Source organism: Algimonas porphyrae (genome assembly GCF_041429795.1).
GTDB classification, from domain to species: domain Bacteria; phylum Pseudomonadota; class Alphaproteobacteria; order Caulobacterales; family Maricaulaceae; genus Litorimonas; species Litorimonas porphyrae.
This window is the reverse complement of record NZ_CP163424.1, coordinates 1,651,517-1,672,599: the sequence shown is the minus strand read 5'-3', so window position 1 is coordinate 1,672,599 and position 21,083 is coordinate 1,651,517. Positions and strand designations below refer to the sequence as shown.

General features: G+C 60.7%; 21 protein-coding genes. 13 read left to right on the top strand and 8 right to left on the bottom strand.

Translation table 11 applies throughout. From position 1 onward, the window contains the following. Window position 1: 1 nt before the first annotated feature. Window positions 2-745: a hypothetical protein gene (locus tag AB6B39_RS08100; protein ID WP_284369100.1), complete on the bottom strand. Its 744-nt coding sequence runs from the start codon at window positions 743-745 to the stop codon at window positions 2-4. Between the two features lie 110 nt (window positions 746-855). Between AB6B39_RS08100 and AB6B39_RS08095 the strand changes: the two genes are divergently transcribed. The 4 genes from AB6B39_RS08095 to AB6B39_RS08080 all read left to right on the top strand — a co-directional run bounded on the left by AB6B39_RS08095 (window position 856) and on the right by AB6B39_RS08080 (window position 7,758). Next, entirely contained in the window at window positions 856-3,216 is a 2,361-nt protein-coding gene (locus tag AB6B39_RS08095; protein ID WP_284369101.1) for an ATP-dependent helicase, read from the top strand. Window positions 3,217-3,219: 3 nt separating this feature from the next. Beyond that, on the top strand, window positions 3,220-4,071 hold the full coding sequence (locus AB6B39_RS08090; protein WP_284369102.1) for a 50S ribosomal protein L11 methyltransferase: 852 nt from the start codon (window positions 3,220-3,222) through the stop codon (window positions 4,069-4,071). A gap of 402 nt (window positions 4,072-4,473) precedes the next feature. Then, the gene (locus AB6B39_RS08085; RefSeq protein WP_284369104.1) at window positions 4,474-6,303 is read left to right on the top strand and encodes an aminopeptidase P family protein; all 1,830 of its coding nucleotides are present in this window, start codon (window positions 4,474-4,476) and stop codon (window positions 6,301-6,303) included. A 69-nt stretch (window positions 6,304-6,372) separates the two neighbouring features. Next, window positions 6,373-7,758, top strand: a complete 1,386-nt coding sequence (locus AB6B39_RS08080) for a pyridoxal phosphate-dependent decarboxylase family protein (RefSeq protein WP_348520125.1) — start codon at window positions 6,373-6,375, stop codon at window positions 7,756-7,758. Between the two features lie 852 nt (window positions 7,759-8,610). Here the strand turns inward: AB6B39_RS08080 and serS are convergent. After that, complete coding sequence (gene serS, locus AB6B39_RS08075; RefSeq protein ID WP_284369106.1) at window positions 8,611-9,876, bottom strand: serine--tRNA ligase; 1,266 nt, start codon at window positions 9,874-9,876, stop codon at window positions 8,611-8,613. A 147-nt stretch (window positions 9,877-10,023) separates the two neighbouring features. Here serS and AB6B39_RS08070 point away from each other — a divergent pair, with 147 nt between their 5' ends. The 3 genes from AB6B39_RS08070 to AB6B39_RS08060 are packed head-to-tail and all read left to right on the top strand — an operon-like array spanning window position 10,024 to window position 11,468. Next, the gene (locus AB6B39_RS08070; RefSeq protein WP_284369107.1) at window positions 10,024-10,734 is read left to right on the top strand and encodes a YdiY family protein; all 711 of its coding nucleotides are present in this window, start codon (window positions 10,024-10,026) and stop codon (window positions 10,732-10,734) included. 15 nt (window positions 10,735-10,749) lie between these two features. Continuing rightward, a complete protein-coding gene (locus AB6B39_RS08065; RefSeq protein ID WP_371398496.1) occupies window positions 10,750-11,244 on the top strand; it encodes a SixA phosphatase family protein in 495 nt (164 codons plus the stop codon). Continuing rightward, window positions 11,241-11,468, top strand: coding sequence for a hypothetical protein (locus tag AB6B39_RS08060; RefSeq protein ID WP_284369109.1), 228 nt, complete (start codon window positions 11,241-11,243; stop codon window positions 11,466-11,468). The genes AB6B39_RS08065 and AB6B39_RS08060 overlap by 4 nt, the downstream gene beginning before the upstream one ends. 121 nt (window positions 11,469-11,589) lie before the next feature. Here the strand turns inward: AB6B39_RS08060 and AB6B39_RS08055 are convergent, their stop codons facing one another. From AB6B39_RS08055 to AB6B39_RS08040, 4 genes are all read right to left on the bottom strand, one after another. Continuing rightward, window positions 11,590-11,982 carry a hypothetical protein gene (locus AB6B39_RS08055; protein ID WP_284369110.1) on the bottom strand — a complete coding sequence of 131 codons (393 nt, stop codon included), beginning with the start codon at window positions 11,980-11,982 and terminating at the stop codon, window positions 11,590-11,592. Between the two features lie 93 nt (window positions 11,983-12,075). Then, window positions 12,076-13,623: a phytoene desaturase gene (locus AB6B39_RS08050; protein ID WP_284369111.1), complete on the bottom strand. Its 1,548-nt coding sequence runs from the start codon at window positions 13,621-13,623 to the stop codon at window positions 12,076-12,078. Then, the gene (gene crtY / locus AB6B39_RS08045) at window positions 13,620-14,699 is read right to left on the bottom strand and encodes a lycopene beta-cyclase CrtY (RefSeq protein ID WP_371398495.1); all 1,080 of its coding nucleotides are present in this window, start codon (window positions 14,697-14,699) and stop codon (window positions 13,620-13,622) included. Before crtY ends, AB6B39_RS08050 begins: the two co-directional genes overlap by 4 nt. Beyond that, complete coding sequence (locus AB6B39_RS08040; RefSeq protein ID WP_371398494.1) at window positions 14,669-14,794, bottom strand: hypothetical protein; 126 nt, start codon at window positions 14,792-14,794, stop codon at window positions 14,669-14,671. The genes crtY and AB6B39_RS08040 overlap by 31 nt, the downstream gene beginning before the upstream one ends. A 49-nt stretch (window positions 14,795-14,843) precedes the next feature. Here AB6B39_RS08040 and AB6B39_RS08035 point away from each other — a divergent pair, with 49 nt between their 5' ends. Next, window positions 14,844-16,151: a metal-dependent hydrolase family protein gene (locus tag AB6B39_RS08035; protein WP_284369113.1), complete on the top strand. Its 1,308-nt coding sequence runs from the start codon at window positions 14,844-14,846 to the stop codon at window positions 16,149-16,151. A gap of 186 nt (window positions 16,152-16,337) precedes the next feature. Here the strand turns inward: AB6B39_RS08035 and AB6B39_RS08030 are convergent, their stop codons facing one another. Then, a complete protein-coding gene (locus tag AB6B39_RS08030) occupies window positions 16,338-16,790 on the bottom strand; it encodes a cytochrome c maturation protein CcmE (protein ID WP_284369114.1) in 453 nt (150 codons plus the stop codon). Between the two features lie 74 nt (window positions 16,791-16,864). On the opposite strand from AB6B39_RS08030, the gene ccmA reads away from it, so the two are divergent. The 5 genes from ccmA to mazG are packed head-to-tail and all read left to right on the top strand — an operon-like array spanning window position 16,865 to window position 19,765. Then, window positions 16,865-17,509 carry a heme ABC exporter ATP-binding protein CcmA gene (gene ccmA, locus AB6B39_RS08025; protein WP_284369115.1) on the top strand — a complete coding sequence of 215 codons (645 nt, stop codon included), beginning with the start codon at window positions 16,865-16,867 and terminating at the stop codon, window positions 17,507-17,509. Beyond that, entirely contained in the window at window positions 17,506-18,162 is a 657-nt protein-coding gene (locus AB6B39_RS08020; protein WP_284369116.1) for a heme exporter protein CcmB, read from the top strand. Before ccmA ends, AB6B39_RS08020 begins: the two co-directional genes overlap by 4 nt. Continuing rightward, the gene (gene ccmC / locus AB6B39_RS08015) at window positions 18,163-18,900 is read left to right on the top strand and encodes a heme ABC transporter permease CcmC (RefSeq protein ID WP_284369117.1); all 738 of its coding nucleotides are present in this window, start codon (window positions 18,163-18,165) and stop codon (window positions 18,898-18,900) included. It abuts the gene before it with no gap. Then, window positions 18,900-19,007 (top strand): heme exporter protein CcmD, encoded by a 108-nt coding sequence (ccmD, locus tag AB6B39_RS08010; RefSeq protein WP_284369118.1) that lies wholly within the window; start codon window positions 18,900-18,902, stop codon window positions 19,005-19,007. The genes ccmC and ccmD overlap by 1 nt, the downstream gene beginning before the upstream one ends. Then, window positions 19,004-19,765: a nucleoside triphosphate pyrophosphohydrolase gene (gene mazG, locus AB6B39_RS08005; protein WP_284369119.1), complete on the top strand. Its 762-nt coding sequence runs from the start codon at window positions 19,004-19,006 to the stop codon at window positions 19,763-19,765. Before ccmD ends, mazG begins: the two co-directional genes overlap by 4 nt. On the opposite strand, the gene hflX is transcribed toward mazG, so the two are convergent. After that, on the bottom strand, window positions 19,762-21,075 hold the full coding sequence (hflX, locus tag AB6B39_RS08000) for a GTPase HflX (RefSeq protein ID WP_284369120.1): 1,314 nt from the start codon (window positions 21,073-21,075) through the stop codon (window positions 19,762-19,764). The genes mazG and hflX overlap by 4 nt on opposite strands. Window positions 21,076-21,083: the final 8 nt, after the last annotated feature.

Here is a 21,083-nt window from a genome sequence, read left to right as displayed (position 1 = left end):
CCTAGAAATCGTCTGAAAGATTGATGTCCAGATTATCCAGAGATGTCGGTATAACCACATAACTGTACGGAATGTAGAAACCGAGAGTCAGGTCGCCTGCGCGATACTGTCTGATCGGCCGATCAATATTTTGCAGGATGACGCGGTAATCCGCACCCAGCTGATCGCGAATATCGGCGATCTCATCGGTAACTTTCCGTATGACAGCAGGACGATATTGACCCGGATTGACGACAGAAATCACGATTTCATCGGTATTTTCAATCGTAATGCGACCCGTCTCCGGAATTTTATCGACGAACCGCGTCAGTTGCGTCGCCAAGGCAAAACTGTCTGCGACCGTGTCTGGAATTGCGGTCTTCAACTGGATCCTTGCAACAGACGTATCCGGACGGGAGCCACGTGAGATGGCATCCTTATAGAGCGACGGCGATAGAGGCCTCACAGCGTTCCCATCCACATAGGAGAGCGTAATTGCCGCATCGCGATCCGCTGCCGCCGTGAAGGTACGGATTGTCTTATCGATTTCTGCGAGCCTTTCGCTCAGATTGCGGGCATCACTCTCAATTCTGACTTCAAGAAGAAGATTGTCCCCCCGCACTATCAAGACCTGCCCCGGAAGCGTGTCCTGGATCGATATCCGACTACCCGTCACGACGATTTCGTCAGTCTGAGCATAGGCTGAGCCGACAGGGATCAGAGAAAACAAAGTGGTGGCGATAAACGCCCGGAGCAGATTGGCCATGGTCTGATCCTAGCCGATAAAGGTGTCTCGGCAAGACCGCTTTCAAATCCCTGCTATCGGGAGCGGCTGGCCCTCGCCATGACGGTATGTTGTCCCTATGTTCCGGCGCAATGTCGTCTCCCGAATCATTCCAGCCTGCCCCGCCTCGCCCTGCGGCATCGGGATCGATTTCGGCCCGTGCCATGCCGGTCCGGACGACCGATGATCAGGCGGATTATCTGAGCGGGCTGAACCCCGAACAACGCAAGGCCGTCCTGACGACGGAAGGCCCGCTTCTTGTATTGGCAGGAGCAGGCACGGGCAAAACCCGCGTGCTGACCACGCGCCTTGCGCACATTCTTCATAACCGTCTGGCCTGGCCATCACAAATTCTTGCCGTGACGTTCACCAACAAGGCCGCGCGCGAGATGCGCGAGCGCGTGGGACAGACCATGGGCGGAGCGATCGAGGGGTTGCCATGGCTCGGCACCTTCCACTCTATCGCGGCAAAGATTTTGCGCATCCATGCCGAACTTGTCGGTCTGAAATCCAGTTTCACAATCCTCGATACGGATGATCAGATCCGCCTGCTGAAGCAGGTCATCGAAGCCGCCGGCATCGACAGCAAACGATGGACGGCGCGCTATATGGCGAGCCTGATCGATGGCTGGAAGAATAAAGGCCTGACGCCGGACCGGCTGGGCGCGGATGACGGGTTTACGTTTGCCGACGGCAAAGGCGTTGAAATCTACAAGACCTATCAGGACCGTCTGAAGGTCCTGAACGCCGTCGATTTCGGTGACCTGCTACTGCACAACATCACTATCTTCCAGAAGAACCCGGATGTGCTGAAGGGTTTTCACGACCGGTTTCGCTATCTGCTCGTCGACGAGTATCAGGATACGAATGTCGCACAATATCTCTGGCTGCGCCTGCTTGCCCAGGGGTCGAACAATGTCTGCTGCGTCGGCGATGATGACCAGTCCATCTACGGCTGGCGCGGGGCAGAGGTGGACAATATTCTGCGCTTCGAACAGGACTTTCCCGGCGCGACGGTCATTCGATTGGAACGTAATTACCGCTCGACCGAACATATTCTGGGGGCCGCGTCCGGCCTGATCGCAGCCAACAAGGACCGTCTCGGCAAAACGCTCTGGACGGAAGACGACGGGGGTCACAAGGTCACGGTCACAGGTGTCTGGGACGGTCCCGCAGAAGCCCGGATCATCTCCGGGGAGATCGAGAACTGGGCGTCCAAGGGACGCTCCTATTCCGACGTCGCTATTCTGGTGCGAGCCTCCCGCCAGATGCGGAATTTCGAAGAACGCTTCATTCAGCTCGGCCTGCCTTACCGCGTGGTCGGGGGCCCGCGCTTTTTCGAGCGTGCCGAAATCCGCGACGCCCATGCCTATATGCGCGTGCTGAACTCGGACACGGACGATCTCGCCTTCGAACGGATCGTCAATGTCCCGAAGCGCGGTATCGGCGCGACTTCGGTTCGCAAGCTGCAACAGGCTGCACGTACCATGCATATCAGCCTTGAACAGGCCACGCGCCAGATCGTGAAGACGGACGAAATCCGCGGCAAGGCGCGGTCGTCCTTACGGGCTTTCCTGCTCGATATCGATCGCTGGCGGCGTGAGTCACAGGACGCCAAGCACACCGACATGGCCGAACGCATTCTCGATCAGTCGGGCTATACGCAGATGTGGCGCGATAATAAGGATGCCAAATCCCAAGGCCGCTTGGACAACCTCAAGGAACTGATCTCGGCCATGGGCGAATTCGACACGCTCGAAGCCTATATGGAACATGTCAGCCTCGTTCTGGATGTCGACTCCGGTCCGCAGGATGCCGAAGTCAGTCTGATGACGCTGCACAGTGCCAAGGGGCTCGAATTCCCGCTCGTTTTCCTGCCGGGATGGGAGGAAGGCACATTTCCAAGCCAGCGTGCCTTGGATGAGAGCGGTCTGGCCGGGCTCGAGGAAGAGCGCCGCCTTGCCTATGTCGGGATCACCCGGGCGCGCGAATTGGCGAAGATCTATTTCGCCGCCAACCGTCAAGTCTATGGCAGCTGGCAATCCTCCCTGCCCTCGCGCTTTATCGACGAATTGCCAATTCAGCATGTCGAAGTCGAATCCGAGGCCAATCAGTATAACCCCTCCCTGATCGCCGATCGCGTGCAGGAAGATTTCGGTCGGAGCTTCAAGCGCGCACAGGATGCGGGGCGGTCGTCCCCGGGATGGGAGCGCTACCAGAAGAACAGAGATCGCGACTTTGGTCGTCAGCCCAAGGAGATAGAAGGGCATGCCGTGCGACGCCCCGCCAAGGGCAAGGCGTCCAATTACAGTGTCGGCGAGCGGGTTTTCCATACCAAGTTCGGCTATGGCGAGATCATGAGCGCCGACGGCACGAAACTGACGGTCGAATTCGACAAGGCCGGCGAAAAGATGGTGCTGGACGGTTTTGTCCAGCGCGCCTCCGAGGTCTGAGCTGTGAGCCGTCCTTACGCGCTGACCATCCGTTCGCCGCGCGACAGCGGCTATGATCTGGCCGAACGGCTGGGGTTCGATGACGTCACCGAGGCTCTGGCCGTGTCGGTATTCGATGATGGTCCCGACGCCGTGAGTGTGCAGGCGCTTTATGCAACGCGGGACGCGGCGCATGCGGCACGGCAAGGTCTGTCGCCAGCGCTCGAAGCGCATCTGTCTCAGCTGCCCGACGAAGACTGGGTCGGCCTCAGCCAGTCCGGCCTGCCGCCGATCGATGCGGGTCGCTTCATCGTTCACGGTAGTCACGACACACCAGAGCTGAAGGACCGCATTCCGATCCGGATCGATGCCGGACAGGCGTTTGGGACCGGCCATCACGGAACGACTAAGGGTTGTCTGATGATGCTGGATGCGCTCCATACAGATGGGCTGCAACCTGATGCGATCCTCGACCTCGGGACAGGGGCTGGCGTTCTGGCGATTGCGGCGGCGAAGCTCTGGCCGCACGCATTGTTGCTGGCCACGGACATCGACCCGGTCGCTGTCAATGTGGCCGTGAACAATGCTGCGCTGAACGATACGGCTTTTGATGCTCTGACCGCCGATGGCTTTGATGCGGACGCACTGAGAGGGCGCGATTTCGATCTCGTCATCTCCAATATACTCGCCGGGCCTTTGCGCGAACTGGCCCCTGACATTGCCAGGGCCATGCGCCCCGGGGCTCGCGCGATCCTGTCGGGAATTCTGGATGAACAGGCGGACTGGGTCGCGGACGCCTTCCGGCAGTGCGGCCTGACCGTCACGGCACAGGACAGTCTCGACGGCTGGACGTCGCTGCTGGCCAGTCACCCATAAAAAAAGCCCGGACCGTGAGGTCCGAGCTTCGAAGGGAAACGTTGAGTTTTCTAGAATGCGCGTTGGGCGCGGCGTGCCTGACGAGCCGAGCGGCGTGCCAGAAGACGAACAGATGAAACGTCGCGCGTCAGCGTGACAGGCGCCGTCTGGCGCAGTTGGATTGGGTCGAATTGGTAGGACATATTCTTCTTTTTCTTGCCGTTTATGCGCGGACGCCACCATGGCGAGGCGCGGTTTTGATGTGGACGCTATGTAGGAGCCGACTGCATTAACCTGAACCGCTACTGCGGCGATGGAGCTATGCAAAAACGGTTGGAACCTCACGCCTCCGTGATCAGCCCCCGTCAGACAATATCGCGCCGACGCCTTCCCCCCACCTCTCAAAAGGCCTAGACGGAGCCCATGGGACAGATCGATACGCAGATAATTCAGACTTTCGACGTGGTCGGTGGCCCGCAAATGGGCCGCGATCACATCCCGCTTTTACGCGCTGAACTAGCACAGCGCGGACTGGACGGGCTGCTGATCCCGCATGAAGACGAATATAATAACGAATATCTGCCCGATCATAATGAGCGCCTGATGTGGGCGAGCGGGTTTACGGGATCTGCCGGAGCCGCGTGCGTCATGACCGACCGGGCGGTCATGTTCACCGATGGCCGCTATACGCTGCAGGTCCGCGCACAGGTCGATGCGGAGCTGTTCGATTTCGCCCGGCTGGAAGACGGCGTTGCCAAATGGCTGCGCGACAATCTCCGCGCCGATGAGATACTGGGCTACGACCCCAGGCTGCATTCGCCCAAGGCGATCGCCGCCATCGAGAAAGCCGTCAAGGCGGCTGGCGCGAAGCTTGTCGCCGTCGAGAGCAATCCGATCGACGGTGCCTGGACCGATCGCCCCGATGCCCCCAAGGGCGCCGTCAGCATCCAGCCCGACGCTCTGGCCGGGAAAAGCCATGCCCAGAAGCGCGCCGAAATCGCAAAATCGCTGCAGGAGAGTCGCGCCGATGCCGCCATCATCACGGCGCCGGCTTCCGTGGCCTGGCTGCTTAATCTGCGCGGCTCGGACGTTCGCTGTACGCCGCTTCTGCTCGCCAATGCGCTGATCGATGATCAGGGCCGCGTCAGCCTCTATACCGACCCGGACAAGATCACATCCGAGATCCGCACCCATCTGGGCAATGATGTCAGCGTTCTGTCCGAAGAGGCATTGCCCGCCGACATGAAAACTCTGACCGGCAAGGCGGTGATCGTCGATCCGGCCACCAGCTCGGCATGGCACTCGCAAAGTCTGCGCGATGCCGGCGCGACTGTGTTGCCGCAGCAGGACCCGGTCGCGCTGCCCAAGGCGCGCAAGTCCGACGCGGAACTGCGCGGCACCGAAGCCGCCCACCGTCGTGACGCCGTGCCGCTGATCCGTTTCCTCCACTGGCTCGACACAGATGCGCAGTCGGGCGAATATGACGAAATCGACGCCGCCGTGAAATTGGAAACGCTGCGCCACGAAACGGGTGAATTGAAAGATCTGTCCTTCGAGACGATTTCCGGTTCCGCCGCCAACGGCGCTTTCCCGCACTACCGGGTCAACAAGGCCACGACCCTGCCCCTGTCGCCCGGCACGCTCTATCTGGTCGATAGCGGTGCGCAATATGTCGATGGCACGACCGATGTGACGCGGACAGTGCCGATCGGCGCCCCGACACAGGCGATGCGCGAGCATTATACGCTCGTCCTGCAAGGCCATATCTGCATGGCGACAGTGCGCTTTCCCAAGGGGACGACCGGGTCCAATCTCGACGCGCTCGCCCGCTATCCATTGTGGCAGGCAGGCTATGATTACGATCACGGGACAGGCCACGGGGTCGGCGTTTTCCTCGGCGTGCATGAAGGCCCGCAGCGCATCTCGAAAACACCCAATACGGTGGCTCTGGAACCCGGCATGATCGTCTCCAATGAGCCGGGCTATTACAAGGAAGGGGCCTACGGCATCCGCATCGAGAATCTGCAATATGTGACGGAACCCGCACCGATTGCTGGCGGCGACCGCCCGATGCTGGGCTTTCACACCGTCACGCTCGCCCCGTTCCACCGGGCCCTGATCGACACGGACATGTTGACCCGCTCTGAGCGCCATTATGTCGATGCCTATCATGCCCGCGTGCTGGAAGAGATCGGCCCGCGGCTCGAGGGCCCGGTCGCGGAATGGCTGGAAGCCGCCTGCAAGCCGCTCTAGCCGACGCACACCCCAACCCGTATCGCGTAGTTCCCGACGGCTTTCCGTCGGACCTCGCCGCAAGGACATATGTCTGTGAAACAGAGCCTCGACATCTTCAATCGTATCGTTCGCGATCTTCTCGCCGACGAGGCGATCAAACCTGTCGCGGATCATCTGCCTGTCTCGGCTCTGGATGACCGCCTGGACCTGTCGCTGGGAATGGACGGCGTCGACGCGGAGCATCTCGAAAAATCGCTGAGAGACCTCGTCCTCGCAACGCCGCGAACTGCCACACCAGCCTTCTTCAATCAGCTTTTCGGCGGTCGGCAGGAACAGGCCATCCTCGGCGATCTGCTGGCCGTCGTGCTGAACAACAGCATGGCGACCTATAAAGCGGCAGGCCCGCAGATCGCGGTCGAGAAGACGATCATCAGCGAAGTCTGCAAACTGATGGGCTGGGGCGAAGCATCGGGCGGAACGCTGGGCCCGGGCGGATCGATGACCAATCTGATGGGCATGCTGATGGGTCGCGATGCGTTCGACGCCAAGGTCCGCCATTCCGGCATGAATGGTCGCATGACCGTCTATACTTCGACGGAATCGCATTACAGCACACCGAAAAATGCCGCCTTTTCCGGCATTGGCCGGGACAATGTCCGCCATATCGCGACGGACGACAGGGGCCGCATGAATATGGCCGCGCTGCGGCAGGCGATCGTCGATGACAAGGCCAAAGGCCTCAATCCTGTCCTGATCAACTGCACCGCTGGAACCACCGTCTTGGGCGCTTATGACGATCTGACGGCAGCCGCGGCGGTCGCGCGAGAATTCGATATCTGGCTGCATGTGGACGGCGCCTATGGCGGTTCGGCCCTGTTCAGTGAGCGCCACCGCCATCTGGTCGCCGGGGCCGATCTGGTCGATTCCTTCACGCTCAACGCCCACAAAATGCTGGGCACGCCGCTCAGCTGTTCGCTGATCATGGTCAGGGACAAGGCCAATCTGAACACCACATTTTCCAATGATGCGTCCTATCTCTATCAGACCGATCACGACGCGTTCAATCCGGGCAAGACATCGTTGCAGTGCGGGCGTCGAAACGATGCGCTCAAATTCTGGGTGCTCTGGAAAAGCATTGGCACGAAGGGCCTTGCTGCCTTCGTCGACCAGCAATTCCACTTGGCCGATCTGGCGCGCGACTATGTCCGCAATCACCCGGATTATACCGACTATAGCGTCGACGAGACCGTCGCGGTCTGTTTCAACTATAAGGGCATTCCGGCGCAGACCCTCTGCACCGCCTTGTATGAGCACTCGCAGCTTCTGGTCGGCTATGGCTCGTTCCGCGACACGACCTTCGTGCGGCTGGTGACGATCAATGGCAGCAATGGTGACGCGGAGCTGCGGGCCTTTTTCGCCAAGCTGGAAGCCTTCGTTGCCGAGCACCCATCCCTTCTGGCCGCTGCCGCCTGATCCGCTTTTCTCTCCCCGGCATTGGTTTCTTGGGACGCCGGCTTTGACGGGTCGTCTGCAGGCAGCCGCCACCCTGCGGCTGAGAGCGGGTCATCAGCATCACGCTTGACGTGATCCCTTCATGTCAGAAGCGACACGAGGCGCGGGCTCTGCCCCGTGACCGGGGAAGATTTAAGTGTACCGTTTCGTCGCAAGACAGAGCCCGCGCGCGGTGTTCGGTTCGTTTCGCCTGCCGCCCCTGCGACCCATCGCCTGCGGGTTCCGCGGCCTAACCCCCGATGCCGGATCATGGCAGCGGCGGATGCTTGGCTCACGCGCGGTCCGCGAAGGACCAGCCTCAGGGGCGGCAGAGACGACGAAGGGTGTCAGCGGCAGCATAAACCGCCGACACATCCGCTCTCGGCCCGGTCGCTCCGCCATCACCTGACGGACCTTTCCGGCTTTCACCGGTCGCGGACATGTCCGTCCGCAACACGGGCCGAAGCCCTCACACCGGCCCGCCACACCGAGGGTTATGCCCCCCCTCGTGTCCGTGACGGACGAGGGTAAAAGAGCATGGAAATGGGGGTCCGGGGATTAGGTTTGTGGGATTGTCGGCAAGGGACTGAAGCAACGAAAAGCTTCAAGGTAATAAACGGGGATTGATTCAGGTCGCGCTAGCGCGAGTATCCTTATCTCGTCTCCCCCTCCACCACCTTCGGCGGTCCCCCTCCCCCTGTCCGGGGGAGGAAAAGAGGGGCGGGCCTGTGAAACCCTTTCCTCCCCCGGGCAGGGGGAGGTGCCTGAAACGAAGCGGAAGGCGGAGGGGGAGACGAGCAAAAAAAATCGGCGACAACTGACCGTCCCCAGCCCTCACCCAATCCGCTCGACCCCGCCCATGTAAGGAACGAGCGCATCCGGGACAGTGATGCTGCCATCCGCATTCTGGTAGTTTTCCAGCACGGCGACCAGGGTCCGGCCCACGGCCAGGCCGCTGCCGTTCAGTGTGTGGACGAAGCGGTTGTCCTTTTCGCCAGCGCGATAGCGGGCGTTCATGCGCCGCGCCTGGAAGTCACCGCAATTGGAGATGGAACTGATCTCGCGATAAGTGTTCTGGCTCGGCAACCAGACTTCAATATCATAGGTTTTGCGCGCCCCGAATCCCAGATCGCCCGTGCAAAGCTCGACCACGCGGTAGGGCAGGTTCAGCTTTTGCAGCACTTTTTCGGCGCAGCAGAGCATGGTCTTATGCTCGTCCTCGCTTTGCTCCGGCGTACAGATGGTGACCAGCTCCACCTTGTTGAATTGATGCTGGCGGATCATGCCCTTCGTGTCGCGTCCGGCAGAGCCCGCTTCGCTACGGAAGCAGGGCGTGTGGGCGGTCAGGCGTTTGGGGAGTGTGTCTTCGTCGAGGATACTTTCGCGGACGGTGTTGGTCAGAGAGACTTCGGCGGTGGGAATGAGGAAATGCTCGTCCGTCGCATAGGAGTCTTCCGCGAATTTCGGGAGCTGTCCTGTACCATAAAGTGCTTTCGGCCAGACGAGCAGTGGCGGCGAGGTCTCCTCGAACCCTTCGCCCGTCTGCATGTCGAGCATCATGGCCGTCAGCGCGCGGTCCATCCGCGACAACGCGCCGCGAAGGATAACGAAGCGGCTGCCGCTCATCTTGGCTGCCGTTTCGAAATCCATCATGCCCAGCGCTTCGCCGAGGTCGTCATGGGCCTTGGGATCGAAGTCAAAGGTCTTCGGGTCGCCCCATGTGGCGATTTCGACATTGTCTGCTTCGTCTTCGCCGTCCGGGACATCGTCAACCGGAATGTTCGGCAGGCTGGCGAGTATGGCGTTGAGCACGTCCTGCTCGGACTCCAGCTGCGCGCCCAGCGCGGCAATGACGTTTTTCGCGCCCGCCACTTCGGTCTTGAGGCGTTCTGCCTCGTCCCTGTTTCCCTGCGCCATCGCCGCGCCGATCTGCTTGGATGCCTTGTTGCGGGCCGCTTCGGCTTCCTGGACCATCGTCTTGGCCTTGCGGATCAGCATATCCTTTTCGAGGATGGTCGGCGTTTGCGGATCCAGCCCGCGGCGGGCCCAGCCTGCATCGAAATCTTGCGGGTTTTCACGAATGGCCTTGAGGTCGAACATGGGTCTAACAACTCATCATCATTGATTTTGACGCCCCATAGGCGTGTGGCAGGCAGGCGTAAAGCGCAGCGCTGTTCAGCCGACATTAACCCGGCATTCTCAAAGGCGCATCCACATATCCGCCTTATTCTCTGGGGAGCGCTCATCATGCCTTTTCGATATATTCTGCCAGCTCTTTTGCTGTTCACCCCCGCCGCCGCCATGGCTCAGGACGATGATGGGTGGAGCGGCGAAGCTTCGCTGACCGCCAACAAGACGACCGGCAATACTGACACGACCGATATCGGCCTGGGCTTGAAGCTCAACAAGACTGGCGATGTCTGGCGGCACAAATTTGCCGGAAGTGCGGATTACGGGACATCGAACGGTGTCCGCAACCGCGAGCGCTTCACGCTCGGCTACCAGATCGAGCGCGACATTAATGATCGTCTGTTCGGCTATGCCTCCGCCGATTATTTCTACGACGATTTTGGCGCCTTTACCGATGGCTATTTTCTCGGCGGCGGTCTGGGTTACACGCTCTATGAGGGCGAGCCGCTGGGATGGAGCGTGACAGCCGGGCTTGGCTACCGGTCCCAGACCAACAGTCTGGACGTCACCAATGAAGAACTGGCGGTGAATGTCGAATCGGATCTGGACTGGCAGATCAACGAACAGGTTTCTGCTTATAGTGATGCGGGTGTGCTGTGGTCGGATTCGGACACCTATCTGTGGAGCGAGGCCGGAATAACCGCCAATCTGGTCGGCAATCTTGCGGCCCGGGCGTCCTTCCGGATCGATCATCACACGGATGTACCGTTCGGGACGGAGAATACCGACACGATTACCCGCTTCGGCATTGTCTATACGATGGAATAGCGGCAATCAGGGTGGATGCTGACCCATCTGCTTTTGATGCGACACGCCAAGTCGAGCTGGAACGATCCGAACCAGACCGATCATGAACGCCCGCTCAATGCGCGCGGACGGCGGGCCGCGCCCGCCGTCGGACAGGCGCTGCATGCGCGCGGCTATGCGCCGCAAGTCATCTGGGCCAGCAATTCCAAGCGGACCCGCGAAACCGCCCTGCATCTGATCCGGGCCATTCCGGGCGCGCAGCGGATCGATTATTACAGCGAATTCTACCATGCATCGCCGTCCGACGTGTTCGCGGTCGCCCGGCGAGAGGGTGAACCCGATGTGGAGCGGCTGATGTGGCTGGGTCACAATCCCGGCTGGGGCGACATGCATGCGCAGTTTACGGGACGCTATGACGATTACCCGACAGGGGCCTGCACCGTGCTGGAACGGACCCATGAGGGCGACTGGCTCAACCCGGATAGTTGGAAGTTTGTCGATCTGATCCTGCCGCGTCTGCTGGAGGCGTGAAGGAGAAGATCATCGCCGTGTGGCGACTGGCAGTCGCCATGCTGCTCTATCCGCTCGCGCTGGCGGGACTGATCTGGATCGGGTGGACCGGCAAACCCGTCTGGTGGGCGGTCATTCTGTTGTTTGTCGTGCTGCTCGTCGATCGCAGCTGGTGGCTATTTATTCGAGGCGGGTTCGATCTGGCCAAGAAAAAGCGCCCACGGCGGGGACCGCCGGGGCGCTAAAGGTCTGTCCAGTCACAAGGGGATGTTGATGGACAAGGGACAGCATCAAGGGACCTGAGATGCTATCTGATTATCTTTACGCGGCAGTGATGGCCGGCGGATTGCTCCGCCTGCGAAAAAATCACTTGAGCGACAGCAGCGTGTCTTCGTCCCGCAAGACATAGAGCAAGCCCATCGCTGCGGCGGCGGGAATGGCGGCGAGGAAGAGCTGATTGAAGTTGCCCAGTCCCCAGATGTAGGCCGGCAAGGCGACGATGATCGCGCCGGCATGGAGCAGAAAAACCAGCCCGTAGCTGATGCGTTTCTTGAATCCGACCAGGAAGGCCAGAAGCAGCAATATCCAGAACACGCCGATCACCAGGCCCACACTCTCCGGCAGGGCGGAGACGTGATAATATTTCTTGGCAATGCCTTCCGCGGATTCAGGTCGCGTAAAGCGCATCACCTGCCAGGGCAGAAGGAAATAGAAAATGGACAGCCGCGTCAGAAAGAGCGGCAAGCGAAGTTTCGGCATTATGGCCTCCCAGTTGAACTGAGCGCGCCCTATCAGGAAATCGGTGCGAGGTGCGACACTCTGTCGTGATCAGTCGTCACGACGGCGTGAGCTTCAACCCCGCAATATCGCCCTGAAATCGTCCGCCACGACTCCCGCCGTGGCTTTGGCGGCGCCGACGACACCCGGAACGCCCGCGCCCGGATGGGTCCCGGCCCCGACAATATACATATTCTCCAGCACATCGTCGCGGTTATGCGGACGGAACCAGGCGGACTGGGTCAGCACCGGTTCGATCGAAAAAGCACTGCCGAGATGGGTATTCATTTCGTCGCGAAAGCCCATGGGGGTCAGCGTTTTCTGCACGACCAGATCGCGGCGCAGATCCGGAATCGCATGCGCTTCCAGATAGTCGAGGATCTTGTTGGCATAGGCCGGGCCGATCTGGTCCCAGTTCTCATCGACATGCCCCAGATGCGGCACGGGCGAGAGAACATAATAGGTCGAGCATCCTTCCGGCGCGAGGGTCGGGTCCGTCACGCTCGGTGCATGCAGATAGAGCGAGAAATCATCCGGCAGCTTCCGGCCCTTGCCGAATATCTCTGCAATCAGCTCCCGGTAGCGCTGTCCGAGAAGGATGATGTGATGCTTCATGTCGGGATGCTGCGTTTTCAGTCCGAAATAGAGTACGAATAGCGACATGGAGTGGCTCTTCTTGGACAGCGACCGACCGTAGCTCGTCCCGCGCGCATGCCCCCTCAGAAGCTGTTTGTAGGTATGCACGACATCAGCGTTGGAGGCGACCAGATCGGCGCTCATCGACCAGCCGTCCGCGGCTTCGACGCCAGTGACACGGTCGCCATCCGTGTGAATATCCGTAATCTCGGTCGACAGGCGCACCTCCCCGCCCAGATCCTCGAACAGCTTGACCAAGCCGTCAACCAGAGCGCCGGTTCCACCCTTGGCGAACCAGACGCCGCCCTTGCGCTCCAGCGCGTGGATCAGTGCATAGATCGAACTGGTCTTGAACGGATTGCCGCCTACCAGCAGCGACTGAAAACTCAGCAATTGCCGGACCCGGTCGTTCTTCACAAACTTACTGACCATCGAATAGACGCTCTTATCCGCTCGCAGTCGCATGAGCTGAGGCGCGGCTTTCAGCATTTGCGAGAATTTCAGAAAAGCCGTCGTGCCGAGCTTCTCATAGCCTTCGCGGTAGAGTTCCTGACTATAGGCTAGAAACTTGCGGTAGCCCTGGACATCACCCGGTTCGCGGGCGGCGATTTCCGATTCCAGCTTTTCCTGATCCGCCCAGTAATCCAGCGTGTCGCCATCTTCCCACTGCAGGCGGTAGAACGGATCGACCGGCAATAGCGTGACATAATCGGCCATATCGCGCCCGGAGACTTCGAACAGTTCGCGCAGGCAGTCCGGGTCTGTAATAACGGTCGGACCGCCGTCGAATTTGAAGCCCTTCTCTTCATAGACATAGGCGCGACCGCCCGGCTTGTCGCGATTATCGATCAGCGTGACCTGAAAACCCATGGATTGCAGACGGATGGCCAGGGCGATCCCGCCAAAGCCTGCCCCAATGACGATGGCGGTCGGCTTGTCGCCGGACTTGGCCGCAATGATTGCATCCGGATCGACGGTAATGGTCATGACTGGGTCCCTTTGGCACGTTCGCGCCGGATGAAATCTGTTTCACTGAAATTAGCAAGCGCTTTGCTTACGGGCACGGGCGGCTTTCCGATCAGAATGCGCGCTTTGTCGCGCCCCGTCAGCCCGTTGCGGTAGAACCGCCGGATCAATCCCTCGCCTAGCCCATAAAAACGCTGCAACACGACATAGCGCTGCGAGGGTTCCGCAGCCCGGAAAAACATGCGGTTGAGCAAGCGCGCATAACGCTCCCGGTGAATATGGTGGGTCCGGTGGGCGCGTATGGCCTCTGGTGCGGCCTCCGGCCCATCCCTGCGGATCGCCTGTGCGATAATGTCAGCGACCTCAACGGCGTGCGGCACGGTAAATCCCGTGGCAGCGACGGCAAAACCGCCTTTGAGGCCGATAGAGGGGCTGTGCTCATCCCGGTCCGTGGCCATCATCATCGGCAGAACGCCCTTTTCGCTGCGCAGCACCTCATGATTCTGCCAGCCTTTCTGCGCAATATAAGTCGCGATCCGGTCGCCGATTTCGTTTTCCGAGAGCGCCGGCGTGTCCGAGAAATACGTGTCCTCGACGAGTATGTCGCGATCGGAAAAAGGGAGCAGATAGATGAAGCGGTAGCCGTCAATCTGTTCGACCGTCGCGTCCATGATCACCGGATGGGAGACCCCGTGAGGCAATTCGGTGCGAATCACGCGCCCAACGAATTTCTGCCAACCCGGAAATTCGTCGTCCCGGGGCTCGTAGCCGGACGCATCGATAAAAGGCCCGGCTACGTCATCGGGTGCGGTCTGGCCCAGATGGACCTGCAACCGGCCCGCATCCATCAAAGGCTGCACGCAGGCGCGCAAGGTCTCGGAATTGCCCGTGCAATAGCCGATCTCCAGCGTGCGTTTGCGTTCGGGGAAGCGCACATCGTAACGCGGCCAGGACTGCGCGATGAACGGCGCGAACCAGTCGCGCAGGGCGGGCGCAATATCGGTGTCGTTGAAGGACCAGGTGTGATCGCCGGCAATCCGGTCAGCCTGTTCATAGATTGCGATGCTCAGCCCCGGGTTGACGCTGAACTCCGCCACGCCGTGATCAGCCCGGACAGGCCAGCCCCGATAATCGTCAGATCGACAGGTCGCCCATCAGCTTTGACGGGGTTGGAATGTACTTGCGGTGACATCGTCTCCTCGCTTAGCTGCTTGCTAAGCGCACGACCACTGGAGACCCTCATGAAACCTGCACTTTCTCTGCTCCTGACAGCCAGCCTCACAACCAGCCTGGCGGGCACAGCCCTGGCAGGTCCGGAGGGCTCGGACGACATTACCGTGATCCATGCAGGCAGCCTGATCGACACGGAAGCCGGACAGATGGTTCGCGACCGTTACATCGTCATCGCCGAGGGTCGGGTCGACAAGGTTGTCGGACGGGCTGAGTTTGAGCGGATGGACAGCCCCGACCGGTTCGTCGATCTGTCCGAGATGACGGTTCTGCCGGGCCTCACAGACGCGCATGTCCATCTGATCGGGCAGGCCGCGAATTACGGCTATAACAGTCTGGCGGAATCGACTCCGCGCGCAGCCATTATCGGTGTCGCCAATGCCAAAGTCACTCTGGACGCCGGATTTACGACGGTCCGCAATGTCGGCGCGCCAGGCTATGCCGACATCGACCTTCGCGACGTCATTGCCGACGGGCTTGTCCCGGGGCCCCGGATTATTCCGGCGGGTCCATCGATCGGGATCACCGGCGGGCATTGTGATTCCAACCTGCTACCGTTCGAATATGAGCAGACCAGCGACGGTGTCGCCGACGGGCCCTGGGGCGTGCGGAAGAAAGTCCGTCAGAACAAGAAATATGGCGCCGAGGTGATCAAGTTCTGCGGCACGGGGGGCGTTCTGTCCAAGGGCACGACCATCGGCGCACAGCAGTTCACGGCGGAGGAAATGGAAGCCATCGTCGATGAAGCGCATCAGCTCGGCATGAAGGTCACAGTGCATGCCCATGGCGAAAACGGCATCCGGACTGCCATCGCCGCCGGGGTCGATTCCGTCGAACACGCCTCTTTGATCACAGACGATGCTATTCAGATGGCCGTCCAGCGCGGCACGGCCCTGTCGATGGATATCTTCGTTTCGGACTTCATCCTGTCCGAGGGCGAAGCCGCCGGCATCCTGCCGGAAAGTCTGGAGAAGGAACGCCAAGTCGGGCGCAAGCAACGCGAGCGCTTCCAGGCGGCCGTGGAGGCCGGCGCGACGATGGCGTTCGGAACGGATGCCGGCGTCTACCCGCATGGCCGAAACGGCCAGCAGTTCGCCTATATGGTCGAATGGGGCCTCACCCCGATACAGGCCATTCAAAGCGCGACCACAGTCAACGCCAAATTGTTCGGGCTGGAAGGTCAGATCGGTGTGATCAAAAAGGGTGCCGAGGCCGACATTATCGCCGTGGACGGCAATCCTTTGCAGGATATCAGCGAGCTGGAAGACGTCGACTTTGTGATGAAATCAGGGCGTATCCACCTGACCCAGAACGATTAATTGACAGCACCTCGGTAAGGAAACCGAAACCACACTGCGACTTAACGCAGCGTTCTCACAGTTAATCACTGCCCAAGTGAGCGTGAATCTGTCATAAGGACAATGTCTGATAACTCAGGCACGGCGAGCGGTGCGGCTGCCCCACATCTGCCAAGTCGCTCGCCACTTCTCTTTCCAGCCCCGTTATCAGCTGTCTATTTCGTCCTGATAGTCGATTTTAGGCTGGTAGTTTTCGTCATGTTTGGCCAGCACTTCGTCAGCCAGAAATTCGGTCTCGCTGATCATGCGACCCGATATGACGACGCCCTGACCTTCCCGGAACAGATTGGGTAACTGCCCGCTATGGGTGACCCGGATAGGGGTCCGTGTATCGCGTTCGAAATCGGCCACGTCGAACTGGGTCGTGATCCCATCCTGCATAACGGATCCTTCGACCACCAGCCCGCCAATCCGAAATGTCTCGGATTGCGGGACGAACCCATCCGCCAGCACGTCAGCCGGATTGTAAAAGAACTGCGTGTTCTCGTTCAGCGCAGAGAATATCAGCGCCAGACCGATCGCCAGACCGACACCGACCAGCGCAATCAGTCCGAGGCGACGATTGCGATGCGGCGGTTTGAGGCGTGCAGTCCGTGTCATAGGCAGCAGATAGCCACATTTTCACCACGCTTCAACGTCGTGACTCTGCCGGGCGCGCGGGCCATAAGTCGCCGGTGAATCGTCCGTTCGACATCCATCTGGAAGTTACAGACATGGCGTTGTCGCGCGGCGAAGACGCCTTGCTCAGCGATCTGTCCTTCGCCGTCGGGCCGGGTCAGGCCGTCTGGCTGACTGGAGCCAACGGGATCGGAAAAACATCGCTTTTGCTGGCGCTGGCAGAGCTGATCCCACTTGATGCAGGGCGCGCCGACTGGATCTTGCGAGATCGCGATCATGATCAGGATCAGCGCCTTCGTCCCGCCGAGGCTTTGAGCTTTTCCGCCTTCCGCGGACCGGAACGCAGCGGTCTGACCTTGGGCGAAGAGCTCACATTCTGGCAACGCGTAAAGGGCGACCCGCTCAGTCTGGAAGACCGCCTTGCATCCGTCGGACTGGACGGACGTGCGACCTTACCCGTGGCAGGTTTGTCTGCCGGACAGCGACGTCGCCTGTCCTTGGCCCGCCTGCAGCTGTCCAACCGGGCGGCCTGGCTGATGGATGAACCGCTCGCCGGGCTGGATGCGGATGGCCGCAACCGCGTCACGCAAAATCTGGCCACCCATCTGGACCGCGGCGGCATCGCCATTATCGCATCGCATCAACCCATCGCCATACCGGGCGTAGAAGCCCGCAAGCTGGTGCTGGAGGCCGCGGCGTGATCGGTTTGATCCTGCGCCGGGAACTGAAGCTGGCCTTGCGTGGTGCGGCCGGGACAGGCCTGTCACTAGCCTTCATGGCCCTGTTCGTTCTGCTCAGCGGTCTGGCGCTCGGTGGATCCCGGCCAGAGCTGGGTCCGGGCCTGCTGTGGCTGGCGGCGACCCTCTCCGCCTTGCTGGCGCTGGACCGCCTCTACCAGCCCGATCAGCAATCCGGTGCCTTGGCGCAATTTCATCTGGCGGGTCTGTCGGCGACATCGGTCGCGCTCGGCAAGGGACTGGCCTTTCTGCTGACCGGTCTTGCGCCGCTCATCGCCGCGACACCGCTGCTCGCGCTGATGCTGCAAATGGACGGTCCAGCCACGCAGGGCGCCGTGCTGTCGCTGCTGATCGGTGCACCTGCCATCGCGGCCTACGCTTCGGTGACAGCGGCCTTGCTGGCAGGTCAGAGAGGTGGCGGCGTCCTCGCCGTCATCCTGACATCGCCCTTGCTGATCCCGGTCCTGATCTTCGGTATCGAGGCTGCGAATGTCTTCCCGGAGCGGGGGTTGGGCGCGATGCAATTTCGCATTCTGGCGGGTTTAAGCTTTATCGCGGTCGCGCTAGGACTGCCGGCAACCGTGGCCGCTCTGGCCGCCAATCGAGGCCCGAGCTGAATGATTGCCCGTTTCGCCAATCCGCAACGTTTCGTCAGCCTGTCGCGATGGCTCGTTCCGATTTTCGGCTGGGGTGCGCTCATCACGCTCGCGCTCGGTCTGTGGCAGGCGTTGATCACATCGCCTGCAGAAGTCGAACATGGGCAGACCGTGCGCATCATGTATGTCCATGTCCCCGCCGCCTGGTCCGCCATGGGGGCTTACACCGCGATTGCGATTGCCAGCCTCGTCAGCTTCGTCTGGCGTCATCCGCTCGCCGATCTGGCGGCGCGGTCGCTGGCTCTGCCCGGGGCGGCCTTTACCGCACTCGCGCTGATCACAGGTGCGCTCTGGGGCAAGCCGGACTGGGGCACATACTGGCAGTGGGACGGACGCATGACGAGCGTTCTGGTTCTGCTTTTCATCTATATCGGCTATATGGCGATCTGGCAGGTAGTCGAGGACCGCAAGCGCGCGGCCCGGCTTGCCGCCATCACGGCCATGGTCGGCTGGATCAATATCCCGATCATCAAATTCTCCGTCGAATGGTGGAATAGTCTACATCAGTCCGCGACGGTCAGCTCTCCCGGTGCGCCCGGTCTCGCCCCCGAACTGCTGACGCCTCTGCTCCTGATGGGGCTGGGCTATACGCTGCTGCTGGGCTGGCTGACACTGCGAGCCATGCTGGGCGAAATCGCACGCATGCGCGCCGCCCGCGCGCCGAAACAGACGGCCAGCGCGCGCATGGAGGCGTTCTGATGCCGAATATGGGACCGTTCGCCGTCTTCATCTGGGGCAGCTACGGCGCGTCGGCGCTGGTCATTGCCGTCATGGTAATTCGCGCCCTGCGCCAGCCAAAACCATGACCGACACATCCGGCCTGCCCACTGAGCGCTATGCGCGCCTCAAGGCGCTGATGGACCGGCTGCGGACGGATTGCCCCTGGGATCGGGAGCAGACATTCGCGACCATCGCACCCTACACGATCGAGGAGGCCTATGAGGTCAAGGACGCGATCGACCGTCGGGATATGGCTGAGCTCAAGGACGAACTCGGTGATCTGCTATTCCAAGTCCTGTTTCACGCCCGGCTGGCGTCCGAGATCGACGCCTTCGATCTGGATGACGTCGCCGATGCCTTGGTCGACAAGATGGTACGCCGCCATCCGCATGTGTTCGGCGGGGCCGACAAGCCCGACTGGGACGGGATAAAGGCAGTGGAACGCGCTGGAAAACCGCAGAACCGCACGCTGGACGGGGTTGCCTTCGCCCTGCCAGCCCTGATGCGCGCCCAAAAGCTACAGAAACGCGCCGCCAAGGTTGGCTTTGACTGGCCGGACACGGACGGCGCGTTCGAGAAGATCGTGGAGGAGGCTGCGGAATTGCAGGACGCCGCACCGTCCGCACAGCATGAAGAGGCCGGAGACCTGCTCTTCGCCGTCGTCAATCTGGTGCGCAAGATGGGTCTGGACGCTGAAAGCGCGCTTCGCGACGCCAACGCAAAATTCACCCGTCGCTTCGAAGGCGTGGAGGACCGCGCAGGCGGCAGCCTTGCGGGGCTGAGCCTAGACGTGATGGAAGCGCACTGGCAGGCCGTGAAGGCCGTGAAGGCCGGGGAAGACTAATCGATCAGGGTTTGGTGCTTGGACCGGAACTTGCCTGCATCGCTTTCGCTTAAGCGGACCGTCATCTTGATCTTGCCACCTTCGCCGGGTGCTTCTTCCAGAACATGTCCATTCTGATGCAGCCAGGCATGGGCGGAGAAGGCTTGCGGCGTCACCGTGACGTCCATCACTTCATCCCCGCGTGTCAGCGCTTCCTCAACGCCGTCGAGCAGGTCATCGACCCCCGCACCTGACAGGCAGGATACGACGAAGGCGTCCAGCAGCGAGGCTTCCGTCCGGGCCCGCTCGGCCAGGCTCTCGACGGTTTCGCGTTCATCGGCGGGCAGCAAGTCGGCCTTGTTCCAGACTTCGATGATCGGCTGACCATGATCCGGCCCGGCCCCGATCTGGTTGAGCACATCCATCACTTCCTCGCGGCGGCGTGCGCTCAACGGGTCGGAAATGTCGCGCACATGCAGCAACACGTCGGCTTCCAGCGTTTCTTCCAGCGTCGCGCGGAAGGAGGTGATCAACTGCGTCGGCAGGTCGGAGATAAAACCCACCGTATCGGAAATGATCGCACTTTGCCCGCTCGGCAGAGGCAGAACGCGGTGGGTCGTGTCCAGCGTGGCGAACAGCATGTCTTTGGCCAGGACCCCGCCCGTCGTCAGGCGATTGAACAGGGTCGACTTGCCTGCATTCGTATAGCCGACCAGCGCCACGATCCGCTCCTGCGAGCGTTTGCGCTTCGCGCGTTGCAAATCCCGTGTGCGGCGAACGTCTTCGAGCTGCGTTTTGATACGTTCGATTTTGTCGTTGAGCTGCCGCCGGTCGCTTTCGATCTGGGTTTCACCGGGACCGGCCAGAAAGCCTTGCCCACCGCGCTGGCGTTCCAGATGGGTCCAGGTCCGGACCAGACGTGAGCGCTCATAGTTCAAACGCGCCAATTCGACCTGCAGTCGACCTTCCTTGGTCGCCGCGCGCAGGCCGAAAATTTCCAGGATCAATCCCGTCCGGTCGATGACCTTGACGTGCAGCGCCTTTTCCAGATTGCGCTGCTGAATCGGTGTCAGCTCACCATTGACGATGACCATGTCGAGCGCGAGGGCCTGGATGGCGGCAGCCATATCTTCGATCTGACCGGAGCCGAAGAAATTGCTGACCTTGACCTCACGGATCGGCACGATCCGGGCCTCGACCGCGGCAACGCCAAGCGCTTCGGCCAGACCGACCGCTTCTTCCAGATCATAATCCGCATCCCCAGAACGGGCGTCGGAAAAGCGCGGATGGGCAACCAGGGCACGCTGAATCTTAACGTCGTAATCAAGCACGAATAGCG

Coding starts and splice junctions, on each gene's coding strand:
- AB6B39_RS08065 (WP_371398496.1), top strand. CDS start 10,750: ATGCTGACCCATCTGCTTTTGATGCGACACGCCAAGTCGAGCTGGAAC.
- AB6B39_RS08070 (WP_284369107.1), top strand. CDS start 10,024: ATGCCTTTTCGATATATTCTGCCAGCTCTTTTGCTGTTCACCCCCGCC.
- AB6B39_RS08100 (WP_284369100.1), bottom strand. CDS start 745: ATGGCCAATCTGCTCCGGGCGTTTATCGCCACCACTTTGTTTTCTCTG.
- AB6B39_RS08040 (WP_371398494.1), bottom strand. CDS start 14,794: ATGTCACCGCAAGTACATTCCAACCCCGTCAAAGCTGATGGGCGACCT.
- AB6B39_RS08030 (WP_284369114.1), bottom strand. CDS start 16,790: ATGACACGGACTGCACGCCTCAAACCGCCGCATCGCAATCGTCGCCTC.
- mazG (WP_284369119.1), top strand. CDS start 19,004: ATGACCGACACATCCGGCCTGCCCACTGAGCGCTATGCGCGCCTCAAG.
- AB6B39_RS08085 (WP_284369104.1), top strand. CDS start 4,474: ATGGGACAGATCGATACGCAGATAATTCAGACTTTCGACGTGGTCGGT.
- AB6B39_RS08050 (WP_284369111.1), bottom strand. CDS start 13,623: ATGACCATTACCGTCGATCCGGATGCAATCATTGCGGCCAAGTCCGGC.
- ccmC (WP_284369117.1), top strand. CDS start 18,163: ATGATTGCCCGTTTCGCCAATCCGCAACGTTTCGTCAGCCTGTCGCGA.
- AB6B39_RS08055 (WP_284369110.1), bottom strand. CDS start 11,982: ATGCCGAAACTTCGCTTGCCGCTCTTTCTGACGCGGCTGTCCATTTTC.
- serS (WP_284369106.1), bottom strand. CDS start 9,876: ATGTTCGACCTCAAGGCCATTCGTGAAAACCCGCAAGATTTCGATGCA.
- AB6B39_RS08035 (WP_284369113.1), top strand. CDS start 14,844: ATGAAACCTGCACTTTCTCTGCTCCTGACAGCCAGCCTCACAACCAGC.
- ccmD (WP_284369118.1), top strand. CDS start 18,900: ATGCCGAATATGGGACCGTTCGCCGTCTTCATCTGGGGCAGCTACGGC.
- AB6B39_RS08095 (WP_284369101.1), top strand. CDS start 856: ATGTCGTCTCCCGAATCATTCCAGCCTGCCCCGCCTCGCCCTGCGGCA.
- AB6B39_RS08080 (WP_348520125.1), top strand. CDS start 6,373: ATGTCTGTGAAACAGAGCCTCGACATCTTCAATCGTATCGTTCGCGAT.